This window comes from Pseudomonas sp., assembly GCF_030698175.1.
Classification (GTDB): domain Bacteria; phylum Pseudomonadota; class Gammaproteobacteria; order Pseudomonadales; family Pseudomonadaceae; genus Aquipseudomonas.
The window spans coordinates 138,400-152,633 of the sequence record NZ_JAUYNT010000018.1; the positions used below are offsets into that span (position 1 = coordinate 138,400).

General features: G+C 58.7%; 13 protein-coding genes. 6 read left to right on the forward strand and 7 right to left on the reverse strand.

The window, feature by feature from the left end; all coding sequences use genetic code 11:
• Nucleotides 1–134 precede the first annotated feature (134 nt).
• The 4 genes from Q8R10_RS09520 to Q8R10_RS09535 all read right to left on the reverse strand — a co-directional run bounded on the left by Q8R10_RS09520 (nucleotide 135) and on the right by Q8R10_RS09535 (nucleotide 2,558).
• Nucleotides 135–587 carry a VOC family protein gene (locus tag Q8R10_RS09520; protein ID WP_305653192.1) on the reverse strand — a complete coding sequence of 151 codons (453 nt, stop codon included), beginning with the start codon at nucleotides 585–587 and terminating at the stop codon, nucleotides 135–137.
• Nucleotides 588–668: 81 nt separating this feature from the next.
• On the reverse strand, nucleotides 669–1,127 hold the full coding sequence (locus tag Q8R10_RS09525) for a GNAT family N-acetyltransferase (protein WP_305653194.1): 459 nt from the start codon (nucleotides 1,125–1,127) through the stop codon (nucleotides 669–671).
• A gap of 79 nt (nucleotides 1,128–1,206) precedes the next feature.
• Nucleotides 1,207–1,740: a hypothetical protein gene (locus tag Q8R10_RS09530; protein WP_305653196.1), complete on the reverse strand. Its 534-nt coding sequence runs from the start codon at nucleotides 1,738–1,740 to the stop codon at nucleotides 1,207–1,209.
• A gap of 305 nt (nucleotides 1,741–2,045) precedes the next feature.
• Nucleotides 2,046–2,558 carry a MarR family winged helix-turn-helix transcriptional regulator gene (locus Q8R10_RS09535; RefSeq protein ID WP_305653197.1) on the reverse strand — a complete coding sequence of 171 codons (513 nt, stop codon included), beginning with the start codon at nucleotides 2,556–2,558 and terminating at the stop codon, nucleotides 2,046–2,048.
• Nucleotides 2,559–2,636: 78 nt separating this feature from the next.
• Here Q8R10_RS09535 and Q8R10_RS20840 point away from each other — a divergent pair, with 78 nt between their 5' ends.
• Nucleotides 2,637–4,220 (forward strand): EamA family transporter, encoded by a 1,584-nt coding sequence (locus Q8R10_RS20840; protein ID WP_371133308.1) that lies wholly within the window; start codon nucleotides 2,637–2,639, stop codon nucleotides 4,218–4,220.
• A 9-nt stretch (nucleotides 4,221–4,229) separates the two neighbouring features.
• Here Q8R10_RS20840 and Q8R10_RS09550 read toward each other — a convergent pair whose 3' ends face one another.
• Nucleotides 4,230–5,261: an AraC family transcriptional regulator gene (locus Q8R10_RS09550; RefSeq protein WP_305653199.1), complete on the reverse strand. Its 1,032-nt coding sequence runs from the start codon at nucleotides 5,259–5,261 to the stop codon at nucleotides 4,230–4,232.
• Nucleotides 5,262–5,373: 112 nt separating this feature from the next.
• On the opposite strand from Q8R10_RS09550, the gene Q8R10_RS09555 reads away from it, so the two are divergent.
• The 4 genes from Q8R10_RS09555 (at nucleotide 5,374) to katG (ending at nucleotide 12,122) form a co-directional block, all read left to right on the forward strand.
• Nucleotides 5,374–6,915 carry an NAD(P)/FAD-dependent oxidoreductase gene (locus Q8R10_RS09555; RefSeq protein ID WP_305653201.1) on the forward strand — a complete coding sequence of 514 codons (1,542 nt, stop codon included), beginning with the start codon at nucleotides 5,374–5,376 and terminating at the stop codon, nucleotides 6,913–6,915.
• A 281-nt stretch (nucleotides 6,916–7,196) separates the two neighbouring features.
• Nucleotides 7,197–8,804 carry a GMC family oxidoreductase gene (locus Q8R10_RS09560; RefSeq protein WP_305653203.1) on the forward strand — a complete coding sequence of 536 codons (1,608 nt, stop codon included), beginning with the start codon at nucleotides 7,197–7,199 and terminating at the stop codon, nucleotides 8,802–8,804.
• Between the two features lie 57 nt (nucleotides 8,805–8,861).
• Nucleotides 8,862–9,671, forward strand: coding sequence for an SDR family oxidoreductase (locus Q8R10_RS09565; protein ID WP_305653205.1), 810 nt, complete (start codon nucleotides 8,862–8,864; stop codon nucleotides 9,669–9,671).
• Between the two features lie 252 nt (nucleotides 9,672–9,923).
• Nucleotides 9,924–12,122 (forward strand): catalase/peroxidase HPI, encoded by a 2,199-nt coding sequence (gene katG / locus Q8R10_RS09570; RefSeq protein WP_305653207.1) that lies wholly within the window; start codon nucleotides 9,924–9,926, stop codon nucleotides 12,120–12,122.
• Nucleotides 12,123–12,305: 183 nt separating this feature from the next.
• On the opposite strand, the gene Q8R10_RS09575 is transcribed toward katG, so the two are convergent.
• Nucleotides 12,306–12,467 carry a DUF2986 domain-containing protein gene (locus Q8R10_RS09575; protein WP_305653209.1) on the reverse strand — a complete coding sequence of 54 codons (162 nt, stop codon included), beginning with the start codon at nucleotides 12,465–12,467 and terminating at the stop codon, nucleotides 12,306–12,308.
• A 594-nt stretch (nucleotides 12,468–13,061) separates the two neighbouring features.
• Here Q8R10_RS09575 and thpR point away from each other — a divergent pair.
• Nucleotides 13,062–13,607 carry an RNA 2',3'-cyclic phosphodiesterase gene (gene thpR / locus Q8R10_RS09580; RefSeq protein WP_305653211.1) on the forward strand — a complete coding sequence of 182 codons (546 nt, stop codon included), beginning with the start codon at nucleotides 13,062–13,064 and terminating at the stop codon, nucleotides 13,605–13,607.
• Between the two features lie 14 nt (nucleotides 13,608–13,621).
• Here thpR and Q8R10_RS09585 read toward each other — a convergent pair whose 3' ends face one another.
• Complete coding sequence (locus tag Q8R10_RS09585; RefSeq protein ID WP_305653213.1) at nucleotides 13,622–14,074, reverse strand: hypothetical protein; 453 nt, start codon at nucleotides 14,072–14,074, stop codon at nucleotides 13,622–13,624.
• Between the last annotated feature and the right edge of the window lie 160 nt (nucleotides 14,075–14,234).

The window sequence follows — 14,234 nt, forward strand, 5'->3', positions numbered from 1 at the left end:
TTATTTTAAATTAATGCCTAACGAGCAGATTTAGTTTGGCATCAGATTTAGGTTAATTACGACACTTCGTTTTGCTTCAGCATTACCTCAAAGCGTTTTTGCATTTCTTCCAAGAAAAAGATTTGAACCGCCTATTATTCCAGAGCGTCAACAGGATGCTCGCCAGTAAGAGTGCTTAGCCTGAGTAGATATCCGTCTGGATCCATGATCATAAATTGTCTGACATTTAAGAATTTATTACCGACTCGATATGATTTTTGCTCCAAGGGTAGCCTGATTGGATAGCCATCCTTCAGTAAACGACTGTAAATACCGTCAAGACCCGTAACGATTATCTGGAAATTTATACCTCTACCAAAGGGATATTCGAGTTTTGCTGTAATCCATGGATCATCGTTCGGCTCAAGTTCTTCTATTTGTTCAAGCATTATAAAAGCGCCATCGAGTTCTATTGTTGCAAAACCATCCTCTGGACGCTCGAAACAAATAGCGAAGCCAAGCAACCCCGTATAGAACTCTAGGGACTTACCAATATTGCGAACATTTAGCTCTGGTGTTAACGGGGGAAACATATCGGCACCATCCATAATTCATACCGTATATCTTTTGCTTAAGGGACCGGCTTTAGCCGGCCCCGAGTGACCGAAGCAAGCGGCTTGAACCACTAGTTAGAATGGTGAAGTTATTTTTCTCATTATGATTATTCTCTCAACACCTTCATACTCCTCACGCACTTTCGCATACCCTAGTTTCTGATAAAAGCCTTCAGCAGTAACCGAAGAGGGTACAGTCAATTCCTTTATGTCATTTTTTGTAGCTAGCTCTTCTATGTGTTTAATTAGAGCTAGACCAATACCTAAACCCTGACGCCTTGGCATTACAAAAACAGAGCGTATGGCGATTTTATCTAAGCTAGCAGTTCCGGTAATTTTTCCGTCTTCCACGTAAATATATGTCTTACGGACCAGCATACGACTTGCTATCTGCTCAGGTGAAAAATTTTCTGGCAGCTTTTCAATAAACGATGCGGGATAGTCTTTGGCATTAGTCTCTTTAATAGCAGCGATTATTAGAGCGCTGATTTCCACCGCGTCTTCCGGGCGTGCTTCGCGTATAGATATGATCATCAGCAATACCTCTAACGTTTAGGTTAAGGGGCTGTGGTACGCAGTCACAGAGAGCGAAGCGAACGATTTGAACCGCTTGTTAGCTTGTGCCGGACTCCATGAGAATACGATTGGCGAGGCGGATGAATACCCAATGCCATATCCAGAAGCCTATGGCCACTACACCTGCAACCGACCCGACCTGATTTGGAATAAGCGAAATTATCTGTGCGGCACACCAGCCTAGCCCCGAGATCATTCCATAGGACTTAAACGTAGCTAGTGCCGGATTAATGCCCGCCTCAGCTTTTAGAGACTTGGCCACATTAGATACGATGAAGAAGTCTTCGATAAAGTTGTACGGCAAAAGAAACATAAACCACACACTGTTGGGCTTGGCCTTTCTTGACGCGGGAGAAACCAGTTCGAGTGACCTGATGAGGTCTAAGGCGTAGAAAAAAACCAACAACAAGAACACCACAATGGCGACGACGGATCCAATGGGACCGAATATTTTCAACTCACCTATAATGCCCCCAGAGGCATGCGGCTGAATGAATGGATATGCAAGTCCGATTCCTACAGGAACACTGAGAACGATCTTGGCGAGGATGAGTGCGATTTCTCTGTTCATATTTTGCAAGCTAACTATGAATAGACGACATATGCGGCGTAATACTTTCAACCATTTTCGCCTGACAGCCTTCCTTGCCCATGACTAATTCCTTGTTCAGTTTGAATGTCGAGTTTTGCAAATCAACATTCAGCGGGGAGAGAAACGACATGCAGTGCCGGCACGTTACTGATTCCCTGCGGGCATGTCCATGGATCGCGCTTGGCCGACAGTTGCCTGCCATGGCTTGCCGGCTAAGCGCGATTGCAGCCGTTCGCAAACGGTAGCGGCGATTAAAACCAAGTCCAAAAATACACCGCCCAAGATCAGGCGAGACCAGGCTCCAAAACCCCCAGCAACTCTGACAGACGAGCATCCAGCTCCAGCAGCTCAGCGGCCTTGATCGGCGCCAAGATGCGTGCCTCGTTCGCCACATGGGCGGTCACTGTGCGGTCGATCAACTCCAGCCCGGCCGCTGTCAATTGCACCAGCATGCTGCGGGCGTCATTGGGATTGGCCATCCGGCTGACCAGCCCCGCCGCTTCCAACTGTTGCAGCTGACGGGTCATGGTGCCGGAGGTGATCATCAAGGACTGAAACAAGGCAGTCGGCGCCAAGCAATAGGGCGCCCCGGAGCGGCGCAAGGTGGCCAGCACATCGAACTCCCAAGTCGTCATGCCAAAGGCTGTGAAGACTTGATCCAGCTCTCGCTGCAGCAGCGCCGAGCAGCGTTTTATCCGGCCGATGGTGCCCATCGGGCTGACGTCCAAGTCCGGCCGCTCCCGACGCCATTGTTGAAGAATTACATCCACCGCGTCAGTCCGCTGCTTGTCGGCCATAGTCACACCCCATATTTAGCTTGAATTCAAGACAAGTGCTCGCTAGGCTCTATCTTATCTTGAATTCAAGGTAATTACATGAAGACCACCCAAACCCGCCCGACTTGGCTGGATGCGCTCAGCACCGCACTGGCACCCGTTATCTGGGGCTCGACCTACATAGTCACCACCGAACTGCTGCCGCCGGGCCTGCCCTTCACGGCCGCTTTGCTGCGCACCCTGCCGGCCGGCATCTTGTTGGTGCTGTTTAGCCGGCGTCGGCCCAAGCGAGCTGAATGGGGGCGTCTGGCGATACTGGCGGCGCTGAACATCGGTTTCTTTCAGGCATTGTTGTTCGTGGCGGCCTATCGCTTGCCCGGTGGTTTGGCGGCCGTGGTCGGCGCCATCCAGCCCCTGCTGATCATGGCCCTGGTGTGGCTATTTGATCGGCACCCGCCCGCTCAGCTGGCCGTGCTGGCCAGCATCGTGGGGATAGCCGGCATGGCCGCCTTGCTGCTGGCGCCAGGCGCCACATGGGACCCGCTGGGCATCGCTGCGGCCTTTGCCGGAACCGCCTGCATGGCCACTGGCACCTACCTGACGCGGCGCTGGCGGCCCACGCTGCCATTGTTGGCATTCACCGGCTGGCAATTGCTGGTGGGCGGGCTGTTGCTGCTGCCCGTGGCCTACTTGGTTGATCCGCCACTGCCGACATTGAGCCTCACGCAGGTGCTGGCATACGCCTACCTCTCGCTGTTTGGTGCCCTGCTGGCCTATGTCTTGTGGTTTCGCGGCGTGGCCCGGCTAGCGCCAGTGGCCGTGTCGTCGTTGAGCTTGTTGAGCCCCTTGGTAGCGGTCGTCATCGGCTGGGCGCTGCTTGGCCAGAGCATGACGGGGCTATCACTGGCCGGGCTGATGGCCGTGCTCGGCAGCATCCTGGCGGTGCAATGGGCGTCCACTTCTCGCGAACCAACAGCAACCGCCAAGGCCGGCGTTGCGACTCCCCCAAGTCAGGGCTTGGACTTACTCAGCACAGCGAAAAACCACCCATTCAAGGAGAACAGCATGTCCAATCTCATTAAAAACCTGATCGAGGCGCGGGTCTCGACCAGCCGTTACCACGCTGACCGCCAGCTGTCCGATCAGGACATCAGCGAACTGGTGCGTCTGGCCACTCGGGCGCCCTCGGCCTACAACTTCCAGAACTGGAAATTTATCGCCGTGCGCACGCCCCAGGCCAAGGCCCGCTTGCAAGCGGTGGCCTACGGCCAGCAACAGGTGGCGGACGCGTCCGTGACCTTCATCATCTGCGGCACCCTGGCGGCCCATGAAAGCCTCGCCCAAACACTGCAGCCAGCGGTTGATGCGGGCATTCTGGATCAGGCGACACAGGCCGGCTGGGTCGCCGCCGCTCAGGGTTCGCACCCGGGCAATCCGCAATTGCAGCGCGACGAGGCACTGCGCTCGGCGTCCCTGGCGGCAATGACGCTGATGCTCGCGGCTCAGGGCATGGGGCTGTCGACCGGAGCCATGAGCGGCTTCGACGCCCAGGGCGTGACACGCGAATTCGGCTTGGCGGCCAATGAGGTGCCGGTGATATTGATAACAGTGGGCTACCCAGCAGCCGGCAACTGGCCACAAAAACCACGCAAAGCGCTGCATGAGGTGCTGGAGTTTGCCTGAGTCGGGCGCTCACTCCGCAGGCGCCCGCCCCTGTTGCTGGCGGCGATAGAGCGCCGGGGTGCTGCCAGACCAGCGCTGGAAGGCGTGAATAAAGGCCGCCGACTCGACATAGCCCAGTTGCCCGGCGATGACCTCTACCGACAGCTGGCTGCTTTCGAGCAATTGCCGCGCGCGCGCAAAGCGCAGCTCTTCGAGGATGCGCCGGAACGAGGTGCCCTGGCTGCGCAACTGGTGGCGCAAGGTCCGCTCGGAAAAGCCCAGGGCCGCGGCCACCTCGGCGGCCGACGGGAAACCTGCGGTGAACAGGGTCAGGTGCGCACGCACCTGATCGGCCGAGTTGCCGCTGACCTGCTCCTGTTGCAGCCCCAGGAGCAGCTGGTCGCACTGCCGACGGTAGAGCGCATTGGCGCTGCGGTCGCTGCTGGGCAGGCGCAACTGCAGGTGTTCATTGCGCATCCAAAACCGCCCGATGCTGGCGTCAAAGTGCACCGGACAGCCGTAAAACTGCTCATACAACTGGGCCTCGGCAGGCTTGGGATAGGGCAGATCGACCTGAACGGCATACAGATCCATGTTCAGGTTGGTCTGAATGTCGCGAATCAACTTGTAGGTGCCAGCCATCTGCATGTCGATCAGCAGCCGCCGCGCCGGCTCCGCCAGCGGCAGGGTGCTAAGCGTCAGTGCACTGATTTTATCCCCGGCCTGGAAGCTCAGCTCACTGAACAAGTAGGTCAGTTGTTGATAGCGCAAACCGCAATGCAGCACCTCCTGAGCGGTGTCGCAGGTCAACAGCAGCAGGCTGAGCGGGCCGTAGCCGGCAAAGCCAAAACCATTGCCGATGCTCAGGCCGATGCTGGGCTCAACCAGCTCCTGCGCCAGCTCGCAGAGCAGCCGCAGCTCCAGGCTGCGGTCGATACGAGCATCGAGGGCCAGGTGATCAAGATCCAGGCCATAACGCTGCAATAAGGCGGCGGTATCCACACCCTGCTTACGCAAACTGTTGATGATGTAGATGAGCCCGAGGATTGGATGACTGGCCATATTGATTTTATTGTCTTGCCGAAATTATCAATTTATACCCAACCCTAGCATATCGACACCCGTCGGCCACACCTAGACTGGCCAGGTTGAAACTTATCCTGCCCAGGTGCCTATGAACAACTCAGCGCAAGCCGCAAGCAACCCCAAGACTGTCGATGTGCTCATCATTGGTTCAGGCTTTGGCGGCCTGGGGATGGCCATCAAGTTGCGCGAAGCCGGTAACGACAACTTCGTGATTCTGGAAAAAGCCGCCGAGGTCGGCGGCACCTGGCGCGAGAACAGTTACCCGGGCGCGGCCTGCGATGTGCAGTCGCATATGTACTCGTTCTCCTTCGCGCCCAAAAGCGACTGGAGCCAGCGTTACGCCGGTTGGCAGGAGATCCAGCAATACATTCTGGATACCACGGCAAAGTTCGGCATCCGCCCTTTCGTGCGCTTCCAGCGCGAAGTCTGCGGCATGCACTTCGACCCGGCCAAAGGGCTGTGGACGGTGGATACCAAAGCCGGCGAGCAGTATGTCGCCCGCCATGTGGTGCTGGCCTCAGGCCCACTGCATGTGCCGTCGATCCCGAAACTGCCCGGGCAGGAAAACTTCAAGGGCAAGCTCTTCCACTCGGCGCACTGGGACCATGACTATGACCTGACCGGCAAGCAGGTGGTCTCGATCGGCACCGGCGGCAGCGCCATCCAGTACGCACCAGAAATCGCCGCCAAGGTGGCCAAGTTGAATATTCTGCAGCGCACCCCGGCCTGGGTAATCCCCCGGGATGAGCGCAGCTACGCCGGTTGGGAGAAAGGCCTGTTTGCCCGCCTGCCCTTCACCCGCTTCCTGCACCGCGCCCGCCTGTACTGGAGCAACGAGTCACGGGTTTGGCCGCTGTTTGCGCCACGCCTGGCGGGGGTTTTGCAAAAACTGGCCGAGCTGTTTATTACCACCAAGGTCAAGGACCCGGCGCTGGCCAAGGCATTGACACCGAACTATTTGATCGGCTGCAAGCGCATCCTGATTTCCAACAAGTGGCTGCCGATGTTTAACCGCGACAACGTCGAATTGGTCAGCCAGGGCATTCAAGAATTGCGCGAACACTCGGTGGTGCTGCGCGATGGCCGCGAGCTGCCGGCCGATTGCATCATCCTCGGCACCGGTTTCGTCACCGACCCGCGCATCTACATGAAGGACTTCCCCTGCAAAGGCCTGCCCGGCCACGACCTGATGCAAGACTGGCAAGATTGCGCCGAAGCCTATTACGGCACCACGGTGACGGGCTTCCCGAACCTCTACCAACTGGTCGGGCCGAATACCGGCCTGGGCCACAACTCGATCATCTTTATGATCGAAGCCCAGGTGCATTACGTCTTGCAGTGCCTCAAGCGCCTGCAGGAGAAAGGCGCCGACTACCTGGACGTGAAGCCGCAGGTGCAGCGCGAGTTCAACCAGAAACTGCAGGCCAGGTTCGTCGGCACCGCCTGGTCTTCTGGCTGCACCAGCTGGTATCAACAGGCCGGTGGCAAAAACGTACTGATCTGGCCGGGCGCCACCTGGCGCTTTTGGCTGCAGACCCGGCGAGTGCGCGATGAAGACTACGAGTTCGTCACCTGCGCCAGCCAGCCACAGCCCGTCGAGCTGTTGGACGCGGCGCCGAGTACGGCGTGAGATTGCGGTTGCCTGCAGCGCCCATCGCGGATAAATCCGCTCCTACAAGGAGTGGCCAGCCGATGCAATTGCTGCAGGGTGCTGGGCTTTGGGAGGAGCGGCTTTAGCCGCGAAAGATTCGTGCAAGCACCGGCAAATATTACCCACTGCCGCAGCCCGTTTTTGTAGGAGCGGCTTTAGCCGCGATGCTGTGCTGGCTTGGCGCACCGAAACAAGCTTGGTTATCGGCATTTAAATCCTATGCTGCAAAAGCCCCCCATCCACCCGAGGAAAACCTGTCCATGCCTGAGTTCGATTATGTGATTGTTGGCGGCGGTTCCGCCGGTTGCGTGCTGGCCGCACGCCTGAGCGAAGACCCGCAAATCAGTGTCTGCCTGCTCGAAGCCGGCGGCACCGGCGACAGTCAGGTAGTCAAGGTGCCCATGGGCATGGTCGCGATGATGCCGACCAGTCTGAATAACTGGGCGCTAGAGACAGTCCCGCAACCGGGCCTGAATGGCCGGATTGGCTACCAGCCACGGGGCAAGATGCTCGGCGGCTCCAGCGGCCTCAACGCCATGGTGTATATCCGTGGCCATCGCTGGGACTACGACCACTGGGCCGCACTGGGCAACCTCGGTTGGTCCTATGACGAGGTGCTGCCCTACTTTATCCGCTCTGAACACAATGAGACCTTGCACGACCGCTTCCACGGCCAGGGCGGGCCGCTCAATGTGGCCGAACTGCGCACCGACAATCCCTTTCAGCAACACTTTGTGGACGCCGCCAAACAAGCCGGTTTCCCGCTGATTCGCGATTTTAACGGCGCTCAACAGGAAGGCGCTGGTATCTACCAGGCCACCCAGATCAACGGCGAACGTTGCAGCGCCGCGCGTGCCTACCTGCAGCCGCACCTGCACCGGCCCAACCTCCAGGTGATCACTGGCGCCGCGGCGCACCGGGTGTTGTTCACCGACAAACGTGCCACGGGTATCGAGTACTGCAAAGACGGGCAAATTCTCCAGGTCCGGGCCCGCCATGAAGTGCTGCTCAGTGCCGGGGCCTTTCAGTCGCCGCAACTGCTGCTGCTCTCCGGGGTGGGCGACAGCAGCCAGTTGCGCCAGGTCGGCATCGAGCCACTGCTGCACTTGCCTGGCGTCGGCCAAAACCTGCAGGATCACCCGGATTTCGTGTTTATTTACCGGGCCAAAAGCCACGACCTGTTCGGCCTGTCGCTGCGCGGCAGCCTGCGTATGCTCAAGGAGTTTTGGCGCTACCTGAGTGGTCGGCGCGGCATGCTGACCAGCAACGTCGCCGAGGGTGGCGCCTTCCTCAAGACCGACCCGGCCTTGCCGGCACCAGACGTGCAACTGCACTTCGCCACCGCCCTGGTGGAAAACCACGCACGCACCATTCGCTTAGGTCACGGCTACTCCTGCCACGTGTGCCTGCTGCGGCCAAAAAGTCGTGGCACGGTGAAACTGCGCAGCGCCAACCCGGATGACAGGCCGCTGATCGACCCGAATTTTCTCGGCGAACCGGACGATCTCGAAGCCATGGTTAAAGGCTTCAAACTGACCCGTCAAATCATGGATGCCCCGGCCCTGGCCGAGCACCGGCATGCCGAGTTGCACAGTGACAACGTGCGCAGCGATGAACAAATTCGGCAGATCCTGCGCGAGCGTAGCGACACGGTTTACCACCCGGTGGGCACCTGCATGATGGGCCAAGGTCCGCTGGCGGTGGTCGATGCCGAGTTGCGCGTGCACGGCCTGCAAGGCTTGCGGGTGGTGGACGCCTCGATCATGCCAACCCTGATCGGTGGCAATACCAACGCCCCCGCGATGATGATCGCCGAGAAAGCCGCAGACTTGATCCGCGCCAGCCACGCCGCCCGCCTCAGCGCCTGATCGGGTATAACTTCAAACAGTCAAAACCACAGGCCTTAGCCGGCCAGGAGAATAACAATGAGTGGGACTGAATTTCGCAATCGGGTGGTGGTGATTACCGGCGCCGGCTCAGGCATAGGCCGGGCACTGGCGCTGCAGTTTGCCGCGGCCGGCGCCCGCTTGGCGCTGTCGGACGTTAACCGTGCGGGGCTGGATGAAACCCTGGCAATGCTGGCCGCCGGCTGCGAGGCGCGCGGTTACAGCGTCGATGTGTCGTCACGCGAGGCGGTGTTCGCCCATGCGGACGAGGTGCAGCGCGATTTTGGCACCGCGCACCTGCTGATCAACAACGCCGGCGCCGCCCTGGTCGGCACCATCGCCCACACCAGCATCGAAGAATTCGAGTGGCAGATCGGCATCAACCTGTGGGGCGTGATCTACGGTACCAAGGCCTTTCTGCCGATGATGCTGGCGCAACGGGATGGCTGCATCGTCAATATCTCCAGCGTCTTCGGCCTGGTGGGCTTCCCCTTGCAGGGCGCCTACAACATCTCCAAGTTCGGCGTGCGCGGCTTTACCGAATGCCTCTGGACCGAGCTGGACGGCACTGGGGTACGGGCGGTTTGCGTGCACCCCGGCGGAATCAAAACCAACATCGACAAGGCCGCGCGGCTGGTCCAGGCGGCCGGCAAGGAAGAGTCTATTTTCGCCAAACTGGGCGACAAAATGCTGATCACCCCGCCAGAAGACTGCGCCGCCGACATCATCCAGGGCGTGCTCAGTGGCAAACGGCGGATTCTCACCGGCAACAAATCCAGCACCCTGCACTGGTTGTCGCGGCTGCTGCCCAACAGCTATCCGGCGATCATTCGCTTGCTCGCCCGTTAAAGCGCCGCGCCCGCCGCACACGAACAGCAGTGCTTGGGCATGGCCCTGGCACTGCCGCAATTTAGCTTCTGTCCCAGTTAGGTGTTGCTACCCGCAACGTTGTTAGAGGCTCGTGCGGCTATCGACTCCACCGTCATGGGTTTCACACTTCCTGCCTGCTATAAATCCCATAGCTAAAACCTATTTGATCGGTCAGCACCCAGACACCAAGCTGGGCTGACCCGTTAGGTGAAAACATCCAAGGAGAGAAGCATGTCAACCGAAGCAAAATGCCCGTTCTCGGGCGGCGCAGGCAAACAGACAGTGGCTGGTGGTGCCCCGACGAATGCAGACTGGTGGCCCAATCAACTCAACCTGAAGATCTTGCATCAACACTCGCCACTGTCCAATCCCATGGGCGCGGCGTTCAATTACGCCGAGGCGTTCAAGAGCCTCGACCTGGATGCCGTGATCAAGGACCTGCACGCCCTGATGACGGATTCGCAGGACTGGTGGCCGGCCGACTTCGGCCACTACGGCCCGCTGTTCATCCGCATGGCCTGGCATAGCGCCGGGACTTACCGCACCGGCGACGGCCGTGGTGGTGCGGGTACCGGCCAGCAACGCTTCGCGCCCCTGAACAGCTGGCCCGACAACGTCAACCTCGACAAGGCGCGCCGGCTGCTGTGGCCGGTCAAGCAGAAGTACGGACGGAAAATCTCCTGGGCCGACCTGATGATCCTCACCGGCAACGTCGCCCTGGAATCCATGGGCTTCAAAACTTTCGGTTTCGCCGGTGGCCGCGCGGACGTCTGGGAGCCGGAAGAAGACGTTTACTGGGGCTCCGAGAACAAGTGGCTGGATGATCAGCGCTACTCGGGTGACCGCGACTTGGAAAACCCGCTGGCTGCCGTGCAGATGGGCCTGATTTACGTCAACCCGGAAGGCCCGAACGGCAACCCCGACCCGCGCGCCTCGGCGCGTGACATTCGCGAAACGTTTGCACGCATGGCGATGGACGATGAAGAGACGGTGGCGCTAATCGCCGGCGGTCACAGCTTCGGCAAAACCCATGGCGCCGGTGATGCGGCCCTCGTGGGGCCAGAACCGGAAGCCGCCGGTATCGAGGAGCAAGGTTTGGGCTGGAAGAGCAGCTTTGCCAGCGGCAAAGGTGGCGACGCCATCGGCAGCGGCCTGGAAGTGACCTGGACCACGACGCCCACCAAATGGAGTAATAACTTCTTTGAAAATCTGTTCGGCTTTGACTGGGAGCTGACCAAGAGCCCGGCCGGTGCGCATCAGTGGACACCGAAGAATGGCCAGGGGGCCGGTACCATACCGGATGCCCACGACCCGTCCAAACACCATGCGCCGTCGATGCTGACCACCGACCTGGCCCTGCGCTTCGACCCGGCCTACGAGCGAATTTCCCGCCGTTTTCTGGCCAATCCGGAGCAGTTCGCCGACGCCTTCGCCCGCGCCTGGTTCAAACTCACCCACCGCGACATGGGCCCGATTACCCGCTACCTGGGCCCCCTGGTGCCGCAAGAGGAGCTGATCTGGCAAGACCCGATTCCCGCCGTAAACCATGCTCTGATCGATGCCCAGGACAGCGCCGCCCTGAAAGCCAAAATCCTCGCCAGCGGCCTGTCCATTGCCCAACTGGTCTCCACCGCCTGGGCGTCAGCCGCCACCTTCCGTGGCAGCGACAAGCGCGGCGGCGCCAACGGTGCGCGCATTCGCCTCGCCCCGCAGAAGGACTGGGAAGTTAACCAACCGGCCGAACTGGCCAAAGTGCTGCACGCACTGGAAGCCATTCAGCAGGACTTCAACGGCGCCCAATCCGCCGGCAAGCAAGTCTCGCTGGCCGACCTGATCGTGCTGGCCGGCGGCGCAGCCGTCGAAGCTGCGGCGCAGAAGGCCGGTGTTACGGTCGCTGTGCCGTTCACCCCAGGCCGCATGGACGCCTCGCAAGCGCAAACCGATGTGGACTCGTTCGCCGCGCTGGAGCCGCTGGCCGATGGCTTTCGCAACTATGTTCGCCAAGGCCTGGAAGGCTCGGTGGCCGAGCTGCTGGTGGATCGCGCCAACCTGCTAACCCTCAGCGCTCCCGAAATGACGGTGCTGATCGGCGGCCTGCGCGCCCTGAATGCCAACGTTGGGCAGGCTCAACATGGAGTCTTCACCAACCGCGCCGAGACGCTGAGCAACGACTTTTTCGTCAACCTGCTCGACATGCGCAGCCAGTGGCAGAAGTCGGCCGGCGTGGCAGGCGTGCTGGAGGGGCGTGATCGGGCCACGGGCGATCTGCAGTGGACCGGCACCGTGGTCGATCTGCTCTTCGGCTCGAACTCCCAACTGCGGGCGCTGGCGGAAGTCTATGCCAGCGGCGATGCACAGCAGCTGTTCGTGCATGACTTCGTGGCGGCCTGGAGCAAGGTGATGAACCTTGATCGCTTCGACCTGGCGTGACCACCGAGACTAGGCCTTAACCGGCCTAAAAGACTGGCCGCTATCTGCTGAGGGATACCTCATCAGGTAGCGGCTTTTTACATTCGGCAACTGCACTGCACCGCAAAACGCGCAAAACTTACGCTTATTATTTTTGCCGCATTTATCGGCCAGCAACAGGCACTAAGCCGTAGCCTTGATAGATCATTCCTCAGCAGAAATGCTTGAGTCTTGACTGGACTCATCAGCCATTTTCAACCGGTCAGCCTTACTAATGTATTTAGACTTACTTGGCGGCGCCAATTTGGAGCTAGCCTTTTTGGCGTGGGCTTTTAATAGCTGTTTTATTTTTTTACGGCGATTCATATCTTTATACCCAGGGTATGTCCACGGCCTGGCATGGCCGCTTGGTGTCACTCAATTATCCTTTATCAGCCCCAGAAATCGAGTGCCGATAAGGCAACAGCCGAGCGCAGAATTCCCGAAAAACCTAGACTGGATGTTCTGGTGGCAAAGGCTTCGCGGTTTTCCATACGAGACTTGCTGGTTATCCAAGGCAGTGTGTTGCTCCGCCCGCTGCTCGGGCCGATGTTTTTGTTGCAAGGGCGCTAACCATTCGCGATAGGGAATTAGCTTTGATACTTGTGCTGCCTGCACCGACCAATCGCGGATAAATCCGCTCCTACAGGGAGGTGGCCGATGAGATTATTGCAGGTACCTGGCTTGTGTAGGAGCGGCTTTTGTAACAAAGGGCAGCGCGAAGCAAGCGCGAACACGCTGACAATCCTGCAGGGCCAAAACTATTCTTTTCCCCGCATTTATCTGGGTCACAAACCTGAGGTCACGGGACTTGTGCTTTGCAACACGTAGAGTGGGCTAAAGCCCACCCTACAAAACAGGGTCTGTAACACATAACTGGGACAGAGCTTTTTTGCTTCACTACCAGCAGAGATACAAGGCATGAGTTATGAATTCCGCGAACCCGCAGAACCGTCCAAGCGATTGTTTTTTGCGCTGCCCTGCGCCCCGGCGCAACGCCGCGCTATAGCCCAATGGCGCAGCGCGCTTGAGCTGCGCAGCGGGCGCCCGGTGCCTGCGGAGAACTTTCATCTGACCCTGATGTTTCTTGGCGCTGTGGCCGTGACGCAGATCCCGGCTATCTGCGCTGCCGCCACAAGTGTGCGAACGCCGGGTGAGCCTTTGCTGGTGCCGCTGGATCGCCTGGATATCTGGCGCCGCTCGGGGATTTTATTGCTCGCCCCAGAGCAGGAGCCGCAGGCGTTACGCCAGTTGGTCTATGCCTTGCAGCAGGCGCTGTTGCCGCTTGGCTTTGCCTGCGAACCGCGAGAGTTTCGCCCGCACCTGACCTTGCTGCGCGACTATCGCGAGCCTGTGCCGGAGTCCAGCTCCCCACCCAGCTTTCACCTGCGCGCCGAACACTTCAGCCTGTTCGAGTCGCACAAAGGCCGCTATCGGTCACTGGCCGAGTGGCCGCTTGCGCCTTAACGAGAGTCGGGCAATTAGCGCTTAAACAAGCCCCAAGGGTCGATAAACAGGGCTGATTTGTCCTGAACCTGGAACAAATTCAGGGTGGTGAACTGCACGCGATACACCGGTAGCTCAAGCTCTGGCAGGGTGACCACAAAGCCATAACTGGTTAATAGGTTATCTGCGGCTCTGAGCTGGGCCATGGTGGCCTCGGGGATGCCGTCGCGGGCATAAAACTTGTTCTCGTAAGTGCCGACCACCTCAGTATCCGCGCCTGGAGCGAGCCCAAGGTGTTCGATGATCCTGGCCTTGATCAAGGCTTCCAGTTCGGCCAGATCATATTTTTCCGGGTCGAATGAAAGCGGCTCGGTGACGTAGTAATGGATGCGCTCATCGTCATTGCGAATAATTTCTTTGACCACGATCTGGTGCGGCGTGGTTCGCTGATTCGACTCAAACAGGGAAAAATCACGATTGGTAAACACACACTTCACGCTAAGCACCCCCTGGGTTATTTGAATCGTACATGGTTTTTTTCAGCATAGGCGCTGGCAAACAGAGCGGTAGCAAACTCGCCGCGTTGATCCGACTGACTGCCAGTTCAGGGCGAAAAACACTTATCATTCAAGGATATATCTTATAGCC

What these genes read in the sequence shown, in the direction of transcription:
- Q8R10_RS09520 (WP_305653192.1), bottom strand. Translation starts at nt 587, where the DNA reads ATGGATGGTGCCGATATGTTTCCCCCGTTAACACCAGAGCTAAATGTT.
- Q8R10_RS09525 (WP_305653194.1), bottom strand. Translation starts at nt 1,127, where the DNA reads ATGATCATATCTATACGCGAAGCACGCCCGGAAGACGCGGTGGAAATC.
- Q8R10_RS09530 (WP_305653196.1), bottom strand. Translation starts at nt 1,740, where the DNA reads ATGAACAGAGAAATCGCACTCATCCTCGCCAAGATCGTTCTCAGTGTT.
- Q8R10_RS09535 (WP_305653197.1), bottom strand. Translation starts at nt 2,558, where the DNA reads ATGGCCGACAAGCAGCGGACTGACGCGGTGGATGTAATTCTTCAACAA.
- Q8R10_RS20840 (WP_371133308.1), top strand. Translation starts at nt 2,637, where the DNA reads ATGAAGACCACCCAAACCCGCCCGACTTGGCTGGATGCGCTCAGCACC.
- Q8R10_RS09550 (WP_305653199.1), bottom strand. Translation starts at nt 5,261, where the DNA reads ATGGCCAGTCATCCAATCCTCGGGCTCATCTACATCATCAACAGTTTG.
- Q8R10_RS09555 (WP_305653201.1), top strand. Translation starts at nt 5,374, where the DNA reads ATGAACAACTCAGCGCAAGCCGCAAGCAACCCCAAGACTGTCGATGTG.
- Q8R10_RS09560 (WP_305653203.1), top strand. Translation starts at nt 7,197, where the DNA reads ATGCCTGAGTTCGATTATGTGATTGTTGGCGGCGGTTCCGCCGGTTGC.
- Q8R10_RS09565 (WP_305653205.1), top strand. Translation starts at nt 8,862, where the DNA reads ATGAGTGGGACTGAATTTCGCAATCGGGTGGTGGTGATTACCGGCGCC.
- katG (WP_305653207.1), top strand. Translation starts at nt 9,924, where the DNA reads ATGTCAACCGAAGCAAAATGCCCGTTCTCGGGCGGCGCAGGCAAACAG.
- Q8R10_RS09575 (WP_305653209.1), bottom strand. Translation starts at nt 12,467, where the DNA reads ATGAATCGCCGTAAAAAAATAAAACAGCTATTAAAAGCCCACGCCAAA.
- thpR (WP_305653211.1), top strand. Translation starts at nt 13,062, where the DNA reads ATGAGTTATGAATTCCGCGAACCCGCAGAACCGTCCAAGCGATTGTTT.